Below are 13,923 nucleotides of genomic sequence, written 5' to 3' on the forward strand. Positions count from 1 at the left end.
AATGTAATCATAAAATATCCATAGTTTTGTTACAATAAGGAAAGAAACTATCATTATTTTTGTTTTTATAATGGAATTAGTTATACTTGAGCAGTAAAATGAGAGAAGTATGAAAGAAAGTTGGTGCAAGTGTGGGTAGAATTATTGCGATCGCCAATCAAAAAGGCGGCGTAGGAAAAACAACATCTTCAGTGAACTTGAGTGCCTGCCTTGCTTATTTAGGCCAAAAAGTTCTATTAATAGATATAGATCCTCAAGGAAACGCGACCAGCGGAGTTGGGGTCAACAAAGGCGATGTGAATCAATGCATTTACGAAGTGTTGATTGATGACGTCGATATAAAAGATACCATCAAGGAAACCAAAGTAGAGAACTTGGACGTTGTACCTGCCACCATTTCACTGGCAGGGGCAGAAATCGAACTTGTTTCGACTATTTCAAGAGAAGTACGCTTAAAGCATGCCCTTCAAGAAGTAAAAGAGATGTACGATTTTATCATCATCGATTGTCCTCCTTCACTCGGTTTGCTAACGATCAATTCCCTGACCGCCTCAGATGCTATTATTATTCCAGTACAATGTGAATACTATGCGTTGGAAGGGTTGAGCCAGTTACTAAGCACGATTCGGCTCGTACAAAAGCATTTAAACCATGACTTGATGATTGATGGTGTGTTATTGACGATGCTTGATGCTCGGACGAATCTTGGCATCCAAGTGATTGAAGAAGTGAAAAAGTATTTCCAAGACAAAGTTTACCGGACCATTATTCCACGGAATGTACGTTTAAGCGAAGCACCGAGCCATGGGGAGCCTATCATCATTTATGATCCGAAATCCCGCGGCGCAGAAGTGTATTTAGAATTGGCGAGGGAAGTGATTCGTAATGGCTAAAGGATTAGGAAAAGGAATTAACGCATTGTTTCCTGGCGAATCATTAAGCGAAGCAGAAACAATCAACCAGATCAGCATCGGTGAAATTTGCACGAACCCTTATCAACCGCGAAAAATATTTGATGAACCGGCCTTGCAAGAGTTATCGGACTCTATTAAAGAACACGGCATCCTGCAGCCGGTCGTTGTCCGAAAATCAGGAAAGCATTTTGAATTGGTAGTGGGAGAGAGACGTTTCCGCGCAGCTAAACTGGCGAAATTAAAAGAGATTCCGGCAATTGTCAAAGAGCTGACCGATCAGCAAATGATGGAACTGGCAATTTTGGAAAACCTCCAGCGCGAAGATTTAACACCTATTGAAGAAGCAGAAGCTTACCAGAAGTTGATGGAAGCATTGAATTTGACGCAAGAGCAGCTGGCATTCCGACTTGGCAAAAGCCGCCCGCATATTGCGAACCATATCCGTTTACTGGCATTGCCTGAAAATGTACGTCAAATGATTTCAGATAAAAAGCTGACGATGGGGCATGGCCGTACATTGCTCGGTTTGCGACAGAAAAAGCTGATACCGGACATAGCGGCAAAGGTCGCTAAAGAGAGTTTGAACGTCCGTCAATTGGAGAATTTGGTGCAGCGGTTAAATGAAGATGTTCCACGTGAAACAATTGAAAAAAAGAAAGATCTTTTTATTGAAGAAAAGCAATCCGAACTGAGAGACCGTTTTGGAACGAGTGTCCAAATTAAGAAAAGCAAAAACAAAGGGAAAATCGAAATTGAATTTTTCTCTGAAGAAGATTTGGAGCGCATACTCGAACTTTTAAATTAATCCGTGCCTATTCCCATAAGTCGGGGGAATAGGTTCTGTTTTGTAAAAGGAGAGCGGAAGGGGAAGTAGAAAGATGGTTCTCTTAGGTACCTTGATCAATGCTGTTTTAATTGTAGCAGGAACATTTATTGGAAGAGCGCTTCGAAACATTCCCGAAAAGATGAAAGAAACCGTCATGTACGCAATTGGGCTGGCGGTAGTGGTTCTTGGGCTGCAAATGGGCTTTGAAAGCCAAAATTTTGTGGTGGTCATTATCAGTTTGGTGCTCGGTGCAGTCATTGGGGAATGGATGAATTTAGATGACAAGTTGAATAACTTTGGCCACTGGATGGAAGACATGCTGGGTGCGAAAAAAGAAAGCAAGGGAAGTCTTGCTCAAGGTTTCGTGACAGCAACACTTATTTTTATTATGGGAGCCATGGGAATTATCGGCGCTTTGGAGAGCGGGTTGAGCAATGAACACGGCGTATTGATTTCAAAAGGGTTGATTGATGGATTTACATCCATCATTCTGGCCTCAACACTCGGCGTAGGCGTAATGCTTGCAGCGATTCCCGTGTTTGTTTATCAAGGGTTGATTGCGTTGTTCGCAACTCAAATCAGTTTGATCATTCCTGATGCGGCTTTGGATATGTTCATTACGGAAATGACAGCAACAGGAGGCGTCATGATTGTTGCTATCGGTTTGAATATGATCGGCCTCACTAAAATAAGAGTAGCGAATTTATTGCCCGGTGTAGTGGTCGTTGGATTAATTGTTACGGTTATCTATAAGATGAATTTAGGTTAACCGGAGGTAGGAAGGTGTAAAAGTGGCAGCAGGTACAGTAGCAAAGACAGAAGAAGCAGTGGAACAGGGGAAGAAGTTTCTCCTGGACCAAGAAATGTGGCTCAATATCGGTTTTGTTGGTTTGAAAGTTATGTTGATTATTGTAGTGGCCGGAATTGTCGTACGTATTGCTAAAATGCTGATTCGCAAAACATTTGCGGTGCGTATAAAAGGGCCATTGAAATACAACGAACGGCGGCAGCAGACGATGTCCAAATTGCTGGAAAACGTCGTGTCATATGCGGTTTATTTTATGGCAATTATTGCGGTATTATCAGCCTTCACGATTGATATTACCGGGTTGATTGCAGGAGCCGGGGTACTCGGCCTCGCTGTCGGTTTCGGTGCCCAGAACTTGGTGCGCGATGTAATTACCGGATTCTTCATCATTTTTGAAGATCAGTTTTCAGTAGGGGATTATGTCCGGATTGGCCAAGCGGAAGGGACAGTCGAGGAAATTGGCTTGCGCACTACTAAAGTAAAAGGGTTTACAGGGGAATTATTTATTTTTCCGAATGGCAACGTAACAGATGTTGTCAACTTCTCTATTCATAACTCGATCGCAGTAGTCGACGTTAACATTTCCTATGAATCGGACATTGCACGAGTAGAGCGATTGATTCAGGAGTTTTTGGTGGACCTTCCTGAAAAATACGAGCAGATTATCAAGCCGCCTGAATTGTTGGGAGTACAAAATATCACAACAACAGAGATTATCATGCGAATTACGGCAGAAACCTTGCCAATGCAGCATTTTGCAGTTTCCCGTGGCATCCGACGGGATCTGAAAGAATTTTTGGATCAAAAAGGTGTGGAAATTCCTTATCCGCGGATGGTCATGGTGCAGCGGTCACCTGAAGACTCAAATCCGTCGGTTATTGCTAAAAAGTAACGAAGGAGACAGAGCGATGGAAAAGAAAGAATATGGACTGAATGATATCGTGGAAATGAAAAAAGGGCATCCTTGCGGGGCAAATGCCTGGAAGATTATCCGCATGGGCGCAGATATCCGCATTAAATGCGAAGGGTGCCAACACAGTGTCATGATTCCACGCGTCGAATTCAATAAGAAAATCAAGAAGATTTTAGTGAAAGCCGAAGAAGAATAAAAGTCAATCTTATATGAGTATAAAGACAATACTTATATAACAATAGTAATGAATTTATATAAGTTTGGAAAAATGGACAGAATAGTATTTCGTTCCTATAATGGAATGGTTGCAAAAAATAATTCGTGTTAGACAGAAGAAAGGTCGTGAATCCTTTGGCATTAACTGCAGGGATTGTAGGTTTACCAAACGTGGGGAAATCCACATTATTCAATGCTATTACTAAAGCGGGGGCTGAAGCAGCCAACTATCCGTTCTGTACAATAGATCCAAACGTCGGAATTGTTGAAGTGCCGGACGAGCGCTTAGACAAACTGACTGAATTGGTCGTACCCAAGAAAACAGTGCCGACAGCTTTTGAATTCACTGATATCGCCGGCATCGTAAAAGGCGCTAGCAAAGGCGAAGGTCTTGGAAACAAATTCCTTTCACACATCCGTGAAGTAGACGCCATTGTTCAAGTCGTGCGCTGCTTTGCTGACGAAAACGTCACCCATGTATCCGGAAAAGTTGACCCGATTTCAGATATTGAAGTCATCAATCTGGAATTGATCCTTGCGGATATGGAAAGCATTGAAAAGCGCATTGCCCGAGCTGCCAAATTGGTCAAGCAAAAAGACAAAGATGCAATTGCTGAAGAACCTGTATTGATGAAACTTCGCGAGGCATTTGAAGCTGGAGATCTGGCTCATTCCATCGACTTTACAGAAGATGAATTGCGCATCGCAAAAAACTTGAATTTATTGACGCTTAAGCCGATGCTATACGTAGCAAACGTAGCGGAAGATGAAATTACCGATGCAGAAAACAATGAATATGTTCAAAAAGTCCGGGACTATGCAGCTCAGCAAAATTCAGAAGTCATCGTCGTATGTGCGAAGATTGAAGAAGAAATGGCTGAACTGGAAGACGAAGAAAAAGAAATGTTCCTTGAAGAGCTTGGCATCCAAGAATCTGGTTTGGACCAGCTGATCAAAGCATCATATAATCTGCTTGGACTTGCGACATATTTCACTGCAGGAGTGCAGGAAGTGCGTGCTTGGACATTCAAAAAAGGCATGAAAGCTCCTCAATGTGCAGGTGTGATCCACTCTGACTTTGAACGTGGATTTATCCGTGCTGAAACTGTGGCTTACGAGGACCTTATTGAAACGGGTTCAATGTCAGCTGCAAAAGAAGCCGGTAAAGTGCGCCAAGAAGGCAAAGAATACGTTGTCCAAGACGGAGACGTAATGCTATTTAGATTTAACGTCTAAAAGCGGAAATGCCCGTTTAGCCCCGACAGGCGCTGGGCACCGCGGCTAGATAAGTCTAAAAGCGAAACGGCCGTTCATTTCGATAGGCATAAAATATAGTGTAAGACTGTCTTCTGCTCAAAAAGTTTTACTGTCGGAAACGGCCAGTTAAAAAAAGTAATTACCCCTTAGCCATTGGAATAAAAAATAAAAAATGACCGGATGCTTAGCCGCATTCGGTCTTTGATATAGGAGGATTAAAATGTTGTTATTTGTATATGGAACGTTAAAGCGTGGCGGAAAATATCATGATTATTTAGGTGAAGCAGAATTGGTCGCAGAGCATGCAGTTGCAAAAGGGGAAATGTACGATACTGGACTTGGCTATCCGGCAATGACTCTATCCGAGCAAGGCGAGATTCACGGGGAAGTCTATTACATTCCTAAGGAACTTTGGCCGGCAATCGACTACCTGGAGGATTATACAGGAAGAGCAACTGATCTTTTCAATAAAGTGACGATTGATGTCCAAACTGAAGGAAAAGTATTGCAGACTGCTGTTTATATAGCGAAATCCGAAAACTTATTGAAGAGCAAAGTGGAATCGGGCAATTGGGATGTTGCAGTAACCCTTTAAAACTTCGTTAAACGCAAAAAAGCGCTGATCATTGATCGGCGCTTTTTATATTGGGGTTTTGTTGGTAAATATGAAGGCGCGGAAGTTCCGGGTCATCCAGCACCCAAACGTCGCCGCGTTCTTTTAGCAGTTCCCGGTACATATAAAAATCACCGATGGCACCGGCCGCAAGCATGGCGCCAAGAAGGACCAATACCTGGCTGCCAATCCAAAAACCAATGATGGTCGGGATGACAGCAGTTGTCCAGAAAGGCAGCAGCAAGGCTTTTTTCATGGCATTATTGCGGATAGCCGTACTGGTCGTCGCATAGGCGATCCCCATTTTTAAATTGATGCCGTATTTCAACGAAGCAAGCGTTACTTTGCCAAACAGCACAAAACCGATCAAGTGAAATAATTCGTGGAGTACAATCAGAGCCACATAGCCGAGGATAAACAGCAGAACGCCATTGAATGAAAAACCGAAAGAAAGCGGTTCGGCGAAAAAATGATAAGCCGCAGCAAAGAGAATTAGAAGCAGCACATTGATCCACAAGGCCTTCGGAGCAATTTCTTCTAACTTCAATTCAATGGTATGAGTCGGTTCCATAAAATCACTTCCTTCATCGTCTACATAAAGTATAGCGGAACAAGGTATGAAAAACAGGCTTGCTGCCCGGCGTCTTTTATGATACAATACATTGATGTGAGTAATATTTTGAATTGCTTGCTCCTTGCCCGCTGGAATCAGCAGGGCCCAAGTCCATGAGGAGGTGACAACACGATGAGAGAGTATGAATTAATGTACATTATTCAGCCTGCAATTGAAGAGGAAGCTAAAAAAGCTCTAGTTGAGCGTTTTAACGACATCCTTACTTCTAACGGTGCTGAAATCATCGAGTCGAAAGAGTGGGGTAAACGTCGTTTAGCTTATGAAATCAACGATTTACGTGAAGGTTTCTACCAAATCGTAAAAGTAAACGCTGGTTCTGAAGCTATCAACGAATACACACGTCTTGCGAACATTAACGAAGACATTATTCGTCATATCGCTGTACGCAAAGACGCGTAAGCAGCATATGCATCTGTAAAATACTATTGACTTAAAGGAGGTTGAATTCTGATGATTAACCGAGTCGTTTTAGTCGGAAGACTGACAAAAGATCCAGATCTTCGCTATACCCCAAGCGGTGCGGCAGTTGCCCGTTTTACACTGGCTGTAAACCGGACATTCTCCAATGCGCAAGGTGAGAAAGAAACGGATTTTATCAATTGTACTGTTTGGCGCAAACAAGCTGAAAACACAGCGAACTTCTTGAAAAAAGGAAGCTTGGCTGGCGTTGAAGGCCGCATTCAAACTGGAAGCTACGAAGGGCAGGATGGAAAACGCGTCTACACGACGGAAGTCGTGGCGGACAGTGTCCAATTCCTTGAGCCTAAAAACTCTGGGGCTAATGCAGACCGTTCACAAGGCCAACAGCCATCCTATCAGCAGAACCAATCGCCGAGCCCAAGTCAGCAAAACTATACCCGTGTAGACCAGGATCCATTCTCAAGCGGCAGCGGCCCGATCGAAGTATCGGATGACGATTTGCCGTTCTAAGAAGGACCGGACTCGCGAAGAACGAAAAAATCTAATTAAAAGGGAGGTAATTCGATATGGCACCACGTCGCGGAGGAAAGAAACGTAAAAAGGTTTGTTATTTCACTTCTAACAACATTACTTTCATCGACTACAAAGACACTGACTTGTTGAAGAAATTCATTTCTGAACGAGGAAAAATCTTGCCACGTCGTGTTACAGGCACAAGCGCTAAATGGCAACGTAAGTTGACAATCGCTATCAAACGCGCTCGTATCATGGCACTTCTACCGTTTGTTGCGGAAGAAAGATAATTAAAGAAAATCATATTTTCTTATATTGCGAAAAAGACCGGGAAACCGGTCTTTTTTTGTTGCCATAAAATTGACAAGTGAATTCTTTCGAATGCCCCCTTATTTTGTTCAGCGACCTTAATCATGTTACAATTATAAGGATGAAATCAACCCGAAAGAAGGGGAAAAACAACAGAATGCCAAATCAACAAACAAGACAAATTACTCATGGGGCCATGATGGCGGCGGTCTTTGCGGTACTGCTCGCCCTCTCTGTTTATGTGCCTCTTTTAAATGTTGTAACGACATTATTTTTAGCTTTGCCCATTGCCTGGTACAGTGCTAAATATCACTGGAAGGCTTCAGCGCTTTTTGCGGCAGTGTGCCTGATTTTATCAGCGCTGGTCGGGGGTCTGCTCGCCTTGCCGCTGGCATTGATCCACATTCCGCTTGGCCTGGTCATCGGGATGTCAATCTATCAGAAAAAAACAAAACTATTCATGTTTATGTGCTCAGGCATTGTCTTGCTGCTGTCGATAATGCTTCAGTATCTGGCATCCATTTGGCTGTTGGGCATCAATGTCATTGAAGAGATGATGACCGCGATGGAAGCTTCATATAAGCAAACCGGCACCTTGATGGAAAGTATCGGAGCGTCCACGGACGAATACAATGAAATGGTCAATCAGTTGATGATGACGTTTGAAACATTGCTGCCGGCTTTACTGGTGCTGGGGGTTTTCATATCAGTATGGCTTATGCTGCTGCTGTTGCTGCCGATTTTGAAGCGTCTGGGCATTGAAGTTCCAAAATTTCCGCCTTTTCGGGATATGAAATTGCCGAAAAGTGTATTATGGTATTATTTAATCGTTTTACTCATTTCGTTGCTGTCTGATTTGCAGCCCGGTACAATGGCGTATATGATTTTTATCAATGCATCCGTCGTGCTTCAATTCCTGCTTTTCCTGCAAGGTGTATCTTTCTATCATTTTTACATCAAACAAGAAGGCTGGCCGAAGTGGGTGACCGTCATTGTTACCATTCTGGCATTGCCGCTGCAGTCGTTTACCAGCATTGTCGGAATTATAGACCTCGGCTTCGATATCCGGGGATGGGTTAAACGAGCACATGATTTTAAAGGAAAATGAGGAGCTGAAAAGAAATGTCGGCTTTTTTTAGAAAAAGGAAACTTCGAGTTCCCCTTCTGTTGCTGCTGTTTTTAGGATTGGCGGCAGCGATTGTGGTCTCTTTGAGATCAGAGTGGATAGCGGGAATATTCATCATACTTTTCGGGGCGGTTTTCATTTATGCCTGGATTACTGAAAAGCGGGTGTACGAAGCAACCGAAAAGCATATTGAAACGCTTTCCTACCGGATGAAAAAAGTCGGAGAAGAAGCGCTGCTGGAAATGCCCATTGGTATTTTACTGGTCAATGAAAACTTCGATATCGAATGGGCCAACCCTTACATGACGTCGATGCTTGAGTACGACACGTTGATAGGAGAGTCTCTTTATGGCTTATCGGATGAGTTTCATACACTGGTAAAATCGGAAGAAGTACGGGATATGACCATCACGCTTGGAGAACGCAAATACCGTGTTTATTACAAAGCAGACGATCGCCTGTTTTATCTATTCGATATTACGGAACAAGTTGAAATTGAAACATTGTATTATGCGGACCGGACGGTCATCGGCATTTTGTTTATCGATAATTATGATGAATTGTCCCAGGGCATGGATGACCAGACGCGAAGCAATTTGAACAGCCTGGTGACTTCCTTGATCAACGAATGGGGTTCGCATTATGGAATCTTCGTCAAACGGATTTCCTCGGACCGCTTCATGGCGGTTTTCAATGAATCGATATTAAAAGAACTGGAACTGTCGAAATTCGCTATCCTGGATGATATCCGGGAAGTGACTTCGAAAGATAATTTGGCTTTAACTTTAAGCATCGGCGTTGGCGCTGGTTCGGCTTCCCTTGTGGAGCTTGGCGCCATGGCCCAATCCGGACTTGATCTGGTACTTGGGCGCGGCGGAGACCAGGTAGCCATTAAACACCCTAGCGGCAAAGTGAAATTTTACGGCGGCAAAACAAACCCGGTCGAAAAGCGGACGCGGGTACGGGCGCGGGTTATCTCGCACGCATTGCGTGATTTGATCCAGGAAAGCGACCATGTCTTTGTAATGGGCCATAAACTGCCGGATATGGATGCCATCGGGGCAGCGGTCGGCGTGTCCAAAATGGCGGCGATGAACAAAGTCAAAAGCAGCATCGTGCTCGACTTTAATGAATACGACCGCTCGGTTATGCGTTTGATGGAAGAAATCCGCCAGGACGACGAGCTGTTTGAACGGTTTATCACACCGGAAGAAGCGCTGTCCATGATGACGGATAATTCCTTGCTTGTTGTGGTGGATACCCATAAACCTTCAATGGTCATTGATGAGCGGGTGCTTCAGCGCATGGAACGCGTCGTATTGATCGATCATCACCGCAGAGGCGAGGAATTCATCACCAATACGATGCTTGTCTATATGGAACCTTACGCGTCCTCGACAGCGGAGCTTGTAACGGAACTGATTGAGTACCAGCCGAAACATGAAAAGCTGTCGATGCTGGAAGCGACTGCCATGCTGGCGGGAATTATCGTCGATACCAAAAGTTTCACACTGCGCACCGGTGCCAGAACATTTGAAGCGGCCTCTTATCTTCGCTCAAATGGAGCGGACACTGTGCTTGTCCAGCGTTTGCTGAAAGAAGACCTTGATACCTACTTAGAGCGGGCTAAAATCGTCCAGACGGTCGAATTTGTGGCAGACGGAATTGCAATCGCCAAAGGCGAGCCAGGACAGATTTACAGCCCGGTATTGATTGCCCAGACTGCTGACATTCTGTTAACAATGAAAGACGTCAATGCTTCTTTCGTGGTTGCAGAGCGCGCAGAAGGCGGCATTGGCATCTCGGCCCGCTCGCTCGGTGAAGTAAACGTGCAAATTGTCATGGAAAATCTGGGAGGCGGCGGCCATTTGACGAATGCTGCAACCCAGATGCCAGGCGTCACAATAGAAGAAGCAATTGAACAATTGAAACAAGTGATAACGGAACAGTATGAGGGAGGAATAATCGAATGAAAGTAATATTCTTAAAAGATGTAAAAGGAAAAGGCAAAAAAGGCGAAGTTAAGAACGTGGCAGATGGCTATGCACATAACTTCTTGCTGAAAAACAACTTGGCAAAAGAGGCAGATCAGGCTGCGATCAGCCAACTGGCCGGCCAAAAGAAAAAAGAAGAAAAAGAAGCGGCTCAAGAGCTGGAAGATGCGAAAAAACTGAAAGAAAAACTTGAAGACTTAACGATTGAATTAAAAGCGAAATCCGGTGAAGGCGGCCGTTTATTCGGTTCCATTACAACTAAGCAAGTAGCAACAGCACTTGAAAAAAACCATGGCATTAAGCTGGATAAACGCAAAATGGAATTGGATGATGCCATCCGTGCTCTTGGCTACACGAACATTCCGGTTAAATTGCACCAGGATGTCACTGCTACACTTAAAGTCCATGTAACAGAAGAAGCGTAAGCCCATGAACCAAATGAACGAAACCATAGATCGTGTCCCTCCGCATAACCATGAAGCCGAGCAATCGGTAATTGGGGCCATCTTTTTAGAACCGCAATCACTGATTTCCGTGGCTGAAATTGTCATGCCGGAAGATTTTTACCGCATTGCCCATCAGAAAATCTTTCAGACCATGCTCACGTTATCGGATCACGGCAAAGCGATTGATGTTGTTACTGTAACAGAAGAATTATCTGCTAAAAAAGAATTGGAAGACGTCGGCGGCTTATCGTACTTGACGGAAATTGCCAATGCGGTTCCGACAGCTGCCAACGTGGCGCATTATGCCCATATCGTTGAAGAAAAATCACTTCTTCGGCGGCTCATCCGTGTAGCGACTTCTATTGTGGAAGACGGCTTTACACGCGAAGATGAAGTGCAGGCGCTGCTTGCAGAAGCAGAAAAGAAAATGATGGAAGTGTCGAGCAGAAAAAATGCCGGCGACTTTATCCATATCAAAGATGTCTTGGTGAAGACCTATGACAATATCGAATTGCTGCATACCCGCAAAGGAGACGTTACCGGCATTCCTACGGGTTTCCGTGACCTGGATAAGATAACAGCAGGGTTCCAGCGAAACGACTTGATTATCGTAGCTGCACGGCCTTCTGTCGGTAAGACGGCTTTTGCATTGAACGTTGCTCAGAACGTGGCAACGAAAACCGAAGAAAACGTCGCGATTTTTAGTCTGGAAATGGGTGCGGAACAACTGGTTATGCGTATGCTTTGTGCAGAAGGAAATATTGATGCGCAAGTGATGCGGACTGGAGCACTTCAAAACGAAGATTGGCGCAAATTGACGATGGCTATGGGAAGCTTGTCGAACGCCGGGATTTTCATCGACGACACTCCCGGCATCCGGGTCAATGACATCCGGGCGAAATGCCGTCGCCTCAAGCAGGAATACGGCCTTGGCATGATCATGATCGATTATCTTCAGCTGATTCAAGGGCCAGGACGCTCCGGCGAAAACCGCCAGCAGGAAGTATCAGATATTTCCCGTTCCTTGAAAGGGCTGGCACGTGAACTTGAAGTGCCGGTCATTGCCTTGTCCCAGCTGTCCCGTGGAGTGGAGCAGCGCCAGGACAAGCGGCCGATGATGTCGGATTTACGGGAATCAGGAAGTATCGAGCAAGATGCCGATATCGTTTCCTTCTTATACCGGGAAGATTATTACGATAAAGAAACCGAAGATCAGAACATGATTGAAATCATTATCGCTAAGCAGCGGAACGGCCCGACCGGTACCGTTAAACTGGCATTTGTGAAAGAATACAATAAATTCGTCACCATTGACTGGAGCCAGCACGAATCTGGTGGAGATTTCTAAACACGAACATTGAATGCTTATATGCATTCTTACGTTCGTGTTTTTTCGTGTTTTATATTGACGAAAAGCGTTTTCGCTGATACAATGAAGACTGTTTGAGATAGGGCATAAGCCTAACGGAGGTGCGGATGATGACATCAGTCGTAGTAGTAGGAACGCAATGGGGAGACGAAGGAAAAGGAAAGATTACGGATTTTCTATCCGAACACGCAGAAGTAATTGCGCGTTACCAAGGCGGGAACAATGCCGGCCATACCATTATTTTCGGCGGCGAAACGTATAAATTGCATTTGATTCCATCAGGGATTTTCTATAAAGACAAGATTTCAGTAATCGGAAACGGCATGGTTGTCGATCCGAAAGCGCTCGTTACAGAACTTAAAGCGCTGCATGCACGAGGAGTTACTACAGAGAACTTGCGCATTTCAAACCGGGCGCATGTTATTTTGCCATACCACATCAAGCAGGATGAAGTGGAAGAAGCAAGACGTGGAGCGAACAAAATCGGAACAACTGGCAAAGGCATCGGGCCGGCTTATATGGACAAAGCAGCACGTGTCGGCATTCGCATGGCCGATCTTTTAGACCATGTCGTGTTCGAAGAAAAACTTCGCATGAATTTAAATGAGAAAAACCGGATGTTCGAGAAGTTTTATGAAACAGACGGCTTTACTGTCGAAGAAATCATGGAAGAATATTTCGCATACGGGCAGGAAATCGCGAAATATGTAACGGATACATCCAAAGTATTGAACGATGCGATTGACCACGGCCGCCGCGTTCTATTTGAAGGTGCACAGGGCGTCATGCTGGACATCGACCAAGGTACATATCCATTTGTAACATCATCAAACCCGGTAGCGGGCGGAGTGACGATCGGTGCCGGAGTCGGCCCGACCACAATCCAGCACGTAATCGGTGTCTGCAAAGCCTATACGTCGCGTGTTGGAGACGGCCCGTTCCCAACTGAGTTATTTGATGAAGTGGGCAACCAGATCCGTGAAGTTGGCAAAGAATACGGCACAACTACAGGACGCCCACGCCGAATCGGCTGGTTCGACAGTGTTGTTGTCCGCCATGCAAGACGCGTCAGTGGTTTGACTGATTTGACCGTCAACTCAATTGACGTATTGACAGGCCTTGAGACTGTGAAAATCTGTACGGCTTACCGCCACAATGGTGAACTGATCACAGAATACCCAGCAAACCTGCGTATGCTAGCTGAATGTGAGCCGGTATACGAGGAGCTTCCAGGCTGGTCAGAAGACGTAACAGGCTGCAAATCACTGGATGAACTTCCTGAAAACGCGCGCCATTATTTAGAGCGCATTGCACAGCTGACAGGTGTCCAGATCTCCATCTTCTCTGTCGGTCCTGACCGCAACCAGACGAATATCGTCACAAGCGTTTGGCGATAAGGGAAACTTCAATCAGTGGGAGTTCTTGCCACTGACCGTTAAGGCGGAATAAGAGAAACTGAATAATTAAATGCAAAGAGCTGAAACGTAATCTGTTTCGGCTCTTTTAGCTTTCCATCGATATTCCGCAAGCGCAGCACTGCAGGAGCAGTACGGGCGTCTCCGCTG

General features: G+C 44.8%; 16 protein-coding genes. 15 read left to right on the forward strand and 1 reads right to left on the reverse strand.

The genetic code is table 11. From position 1 onward, the window contains the following. The first annotated feature begins 131 nt into the window (after positions 1 to 131). From AC3AQ9_RS11330 to AC3AQ9_RS11360, 7 genes are all read left to right on the forward strand, one after another. A complete protein-coding gene (locus AC3AQ9_RS11330) occupies positions 132 to 893 on the forward strand; it encodes a ParA family protein (RefSeq protein WP_488307600.1) in 762 nt (253 codons plus the stop codon). Further along, positions 886 to 1,719 carry a ParB/RepB/Spo0J family partition protein gene (locus tag AC3AQ9_RS11335; protein WP_488307601.1) on the forward strand — a complete coding sequence of 278 codons (834 nt, stop codon included), beginning with the start codon at positions 886 to 888 and terminating at the stop codon, positions 1,717 to 1,719. The genes AC3AQ9_RS11330 and AC3AQ9_RS11335 overlap by 8 nt, the downstream gene beginning before the upstream one ends. A 73-nt stretch (positions 1,720 to 1,792) precedes the next feature. Then, on the forward strand, positions 1,793 to 2,509 hold the full coding sequence (locus AC3AQ9_RS11340) for a DUF554 domain-containing protein (RefSeq protein ID WP_488307602.1): 717 nt from the start codon (positions 1,793 to 1,795) through the stop codon (positions 2,507 to 2,509). 94 nt (positions 2,510 to 2,603) lie between these two features. Further along, positions 2,604 to 3,440 carry a mechanosensitive ion channel family protein gene (locus AC3AQ9_RS11345; protein ID WP_488307858.1) on the forward strand — a complete coding sequence of 279 codons (837 nt, stop codon included), beginning with the start codon at positions 2,604 to 2,606 and terminating at the stop codon, positions 3,438 to 3,440. 16 nt (positions 3,441 to 3,456) lie between these two features. Continuing rightward, positions 3,457 to 3,657, forward strand: a complete 201-nt coding sequence (locus AC3AQ9_RS11350) for a DUF951 domain-containing protein (protein WP_488307603.1) — start codon at positions 3,457 to 3,459, stop codon at positions 3,655 to 3,657. Positions 3,658 to 3,812: 155 nt separating this feature from the next. After that, positions 3,813 to 4,913, forward strand: coding sequence for a redox-regulated ATPase YchF (gene ychF / locus AC3AQ9_RS11355; protein WP_488307859.1), 1,101 nt, complete (start codon positions 3,813 to 3,815; stop codon positions 4,911 to 4,913). 241 nt (positions 4,914 to 5,154) lie between these two features. Then, positions 5,155 to 5,529: a gamma-glutamylcyclotransferase family protein gene (locus AC3AQ9_RS11360; RefSeq protein WP_488307604.1), complete on the forward strand. Its 375-nt coding sequence runs from the start codon at positions 5,155 to 5,157 to the stop codon at positions 5,527 to 5,529. Positions 5,530 to 5,557: 28 nt separating this feature from the next. Here AC3AQ9_RS11360 and AC3AQ9_RS11365 read toward each other — a convergent pair whose 3' ends face one another. Next, positions 5,558 to 6,118: a DUF3267 domain-containing protein gene (locus AC3AQ9_RS11365; protein WP_488307605.1), complete on the reverse strand. Its 561-nt coding sequence runs from the start codon at positions 6,116 to 6,118 to the stop codon at positions 5,558 to 5,560. Positions 6,119 to 6,292: 174 nt separating this feature from the next. Here AC3AQ9_RS11365 and rpsF point away from each other — a divergent pair, with 174 nt between their 5' ends. From rpsF to AC3AQ9_RS11405, 8 genes are all read left to right on the forward strand, one after another. Next, positions 6,293 to 6,580: a 30S ribosomal protein S6 gene (gene rpsF / locus AC3AQ9_RS11370; RefSeq protein ID WP_106533339.1), complete on the forward strand. Its 288-nt coding sequence runs from the start codon at positions 6,293 to 6,295 to the stop codon at positions 6,578 to 6,580. Between the two features lie 51 nt (positions 6,581 to 6,631). Continuing rightward, on the forward strand, positions 6,632 to 7,111 hold the full coding sequence (ssb, locus tag AC3AQ9_RS11375) for a single-stranded DNA-binding protein (protein WP_036810886.1): 480 nt from the start codon (positions 6,632 to 6,634) through the stop codon (positions 7,109 to 7,111). Positions 7,112 to 7,167: 56 nt separating this feature from the next. Then, positions 7,168 to 7,404 (forward strand): 30S ribosomal protein S18, encoded by a 237-nt coding sequence (rpsR, locus tag AC3AQ9_RS11380; protein WP_036810891.1) that lies wholly within the window; start codon positions 7,168 to 7,170, stop codon positions 7,402 to 7,404. 176 nt (positions 7,405 to 7,580) lie between these two features. Further along, positions 7,581 to 8,531: a YybS family protein gene (locus tag AC3AQ9_RS11385; RefSeq protein ID WP_488307606.1), complete on the forward strand. Its 951-nt coding sequence runs from the start codon at positions 7,581 to 7,583 to the stop codon at positions 8,529 to 8,531. Positions 8,532 to 8,545: 14 nt separating this feature from the next. Beyond that, the gene (locus tag AC3AQ9_RS11390) at positions 8,546 to 10,522 is read left to right on the forward strand and encodes a DHH family phosphoesterase (RefSeq protein WP_488307607.1); all 1,977 of its coding nucleotides are present in this window, start codon (positions 8,546 to 8,548) and stop codon (positions 10,520 to 10,522) included. Then, complete coding sequence (rplI, locus tag AC3AQ9_RS11395) at positions 10,519 to 10,968, forward strand: 50S ribosomal protein L9 (RefSeq protein WP_488307608.1); 450 nt, start codon at positions 10,519 to 10,521, stop codon at positions 10,966 to 10,968. Before AC3AQ9_RS11390 ends, rplI begins: the two co-directional genes overlap by 4 nt. A gap of 13 nt (positions 10,969 to 10,981) precedes the next feature. After that, positions 10,982 to 12,337 (forward strand): replicative DNA helicase, encoded by a 1,356-nt coding sequence (dnaB, locus tag AC3AQ9_RS11400; RefSeq protein ID WP_488307860.1) that lies wholly within the window; start codon positions 10,982 to 10,984, stop codon positions 12,335 to 12,337. 131 nt (positions 12,338 to 12,468) lie between these two features. Further along, a complete protein-coding gene (locus AC3AQ9_RS11405) occupies positions 12,469 to 13,755 on the forward strand; it encodes an adenylosuccinate synthase (RefSeq protein ID WP_488307609.1) in 1,287 nt (428 codons plus the stop codon). The last annotated feature ends 168 nt before the right edge of the window (positions 13,756 to 13,923 follow it).

The organism is Planococcus sp. VCh962, assembly GCF_057748275.1.

What these genes read in the sequence shown, in the direction of transcription:
- AC3AQ9_RS11335 (WP_488307601.1), top strand. Translation starts at nt 886, where the DNA reads ATGGCTAAAGGATTAGGAAAAGGAATTAACGCATTGTTTCCTGGCGAA.
- AC3AQ9_RS11340 (WP_488307602.1), top strand. Translation starts at nt 1,793, where the DNA reads ATGGTTCTCTTAGGTACCTTGATCAATGCTGTTTTAATTGTAGCAGGA.
- AC3AQ9_RS11345 (WP_488307858.1), top strand. Translation starts at nt 2,604, where the DNA reads ATGTGGCTCAATATCGGTTTTGTTGGTTTGAAAGTTATGTTGATTATT.
- AC3AQ9_RS11350 (WP_488307603.1), top strand. Translation starts at nt 3,457, where the DNA reads ATGGAAAAGAAAGAATATGGACTGAATGATATCGTGGAAATGAAAAAA.
- AC3AQ9_RS11360 (WP_488307604.1), top strand. Translation starts at nt 5,155, where the DNA reads ATGTTGTTATTTGTATATGGAACGTTAAAGCGTGGCGGAAAATATCAT.
- AC3AQ9_RS11365 (WP_488307605.1), bottom strand. Translation starts at nt 6,118, where the DNA reads ATGGAACCGACTCATACCATTGAATTGAAGTTAGAAGAAATTGCTCCG.
- rpsF (WP_106533339.1), top strand. Translation starts at nt 6,293, where the DNA reads ATGAGAGAGTATGAATTAATGTACATTATTCAGCCTGCAATTGAAGAG.
- ssb (WP_036810886.1), top strand. Translation starts at nt 6,632, where the DNA reads ATGATTAACCGAGTCGTTTTAGTCGGAAGACTGACAAAAGATCCAGAT.
- rpsR (WP_036810891.1), top strand. Translation starts at nt 7,168, where the DNA reads ATGGCACCACGTCGCGGAGGAAAGAAACGTAAAAAGGTTTGTTATTTC.
- AC3AQ9_RS11385 (WP_488307606.1), top strand. Translation starts at nt 7,581, where the DNA reads ATGCCAAATCAACAAACAAGACAAATTACTCATGGGGCCATGATGGCG.
- AC3AQ9_RS11390 (WP_488307607.1), top strand. Translation starts at nt 8,546, where the DNA reads ATGTCGGCTTTTTTTAGAAAAAGGAAACTTCGAGTTCCCCTTCTGTTG.
- rplI (WP_488307608.1), top strand. Translation starts at nt 10,519, where the DNA reads ATGAAAGTAATATTCTTAAAAGATGTAAAAGGAAAAGGCAAAAAAGGC.
- dnaB (WP_488307860.1), top strand. Translation starts at nt 10,982, where the DNA reads ATGAACGAAACCATAGATCGTGTCCCTCCGCATAACCATGAAGCCGAG.
- AC3AQ9_RS11405 (WP_488307609.1), top strand. Translation starts at nt 12,469, where the DNA reads ATGACATCAGTCGTAGTAGTAGGAACGCAATGGGGAGACGAAGGAAAA.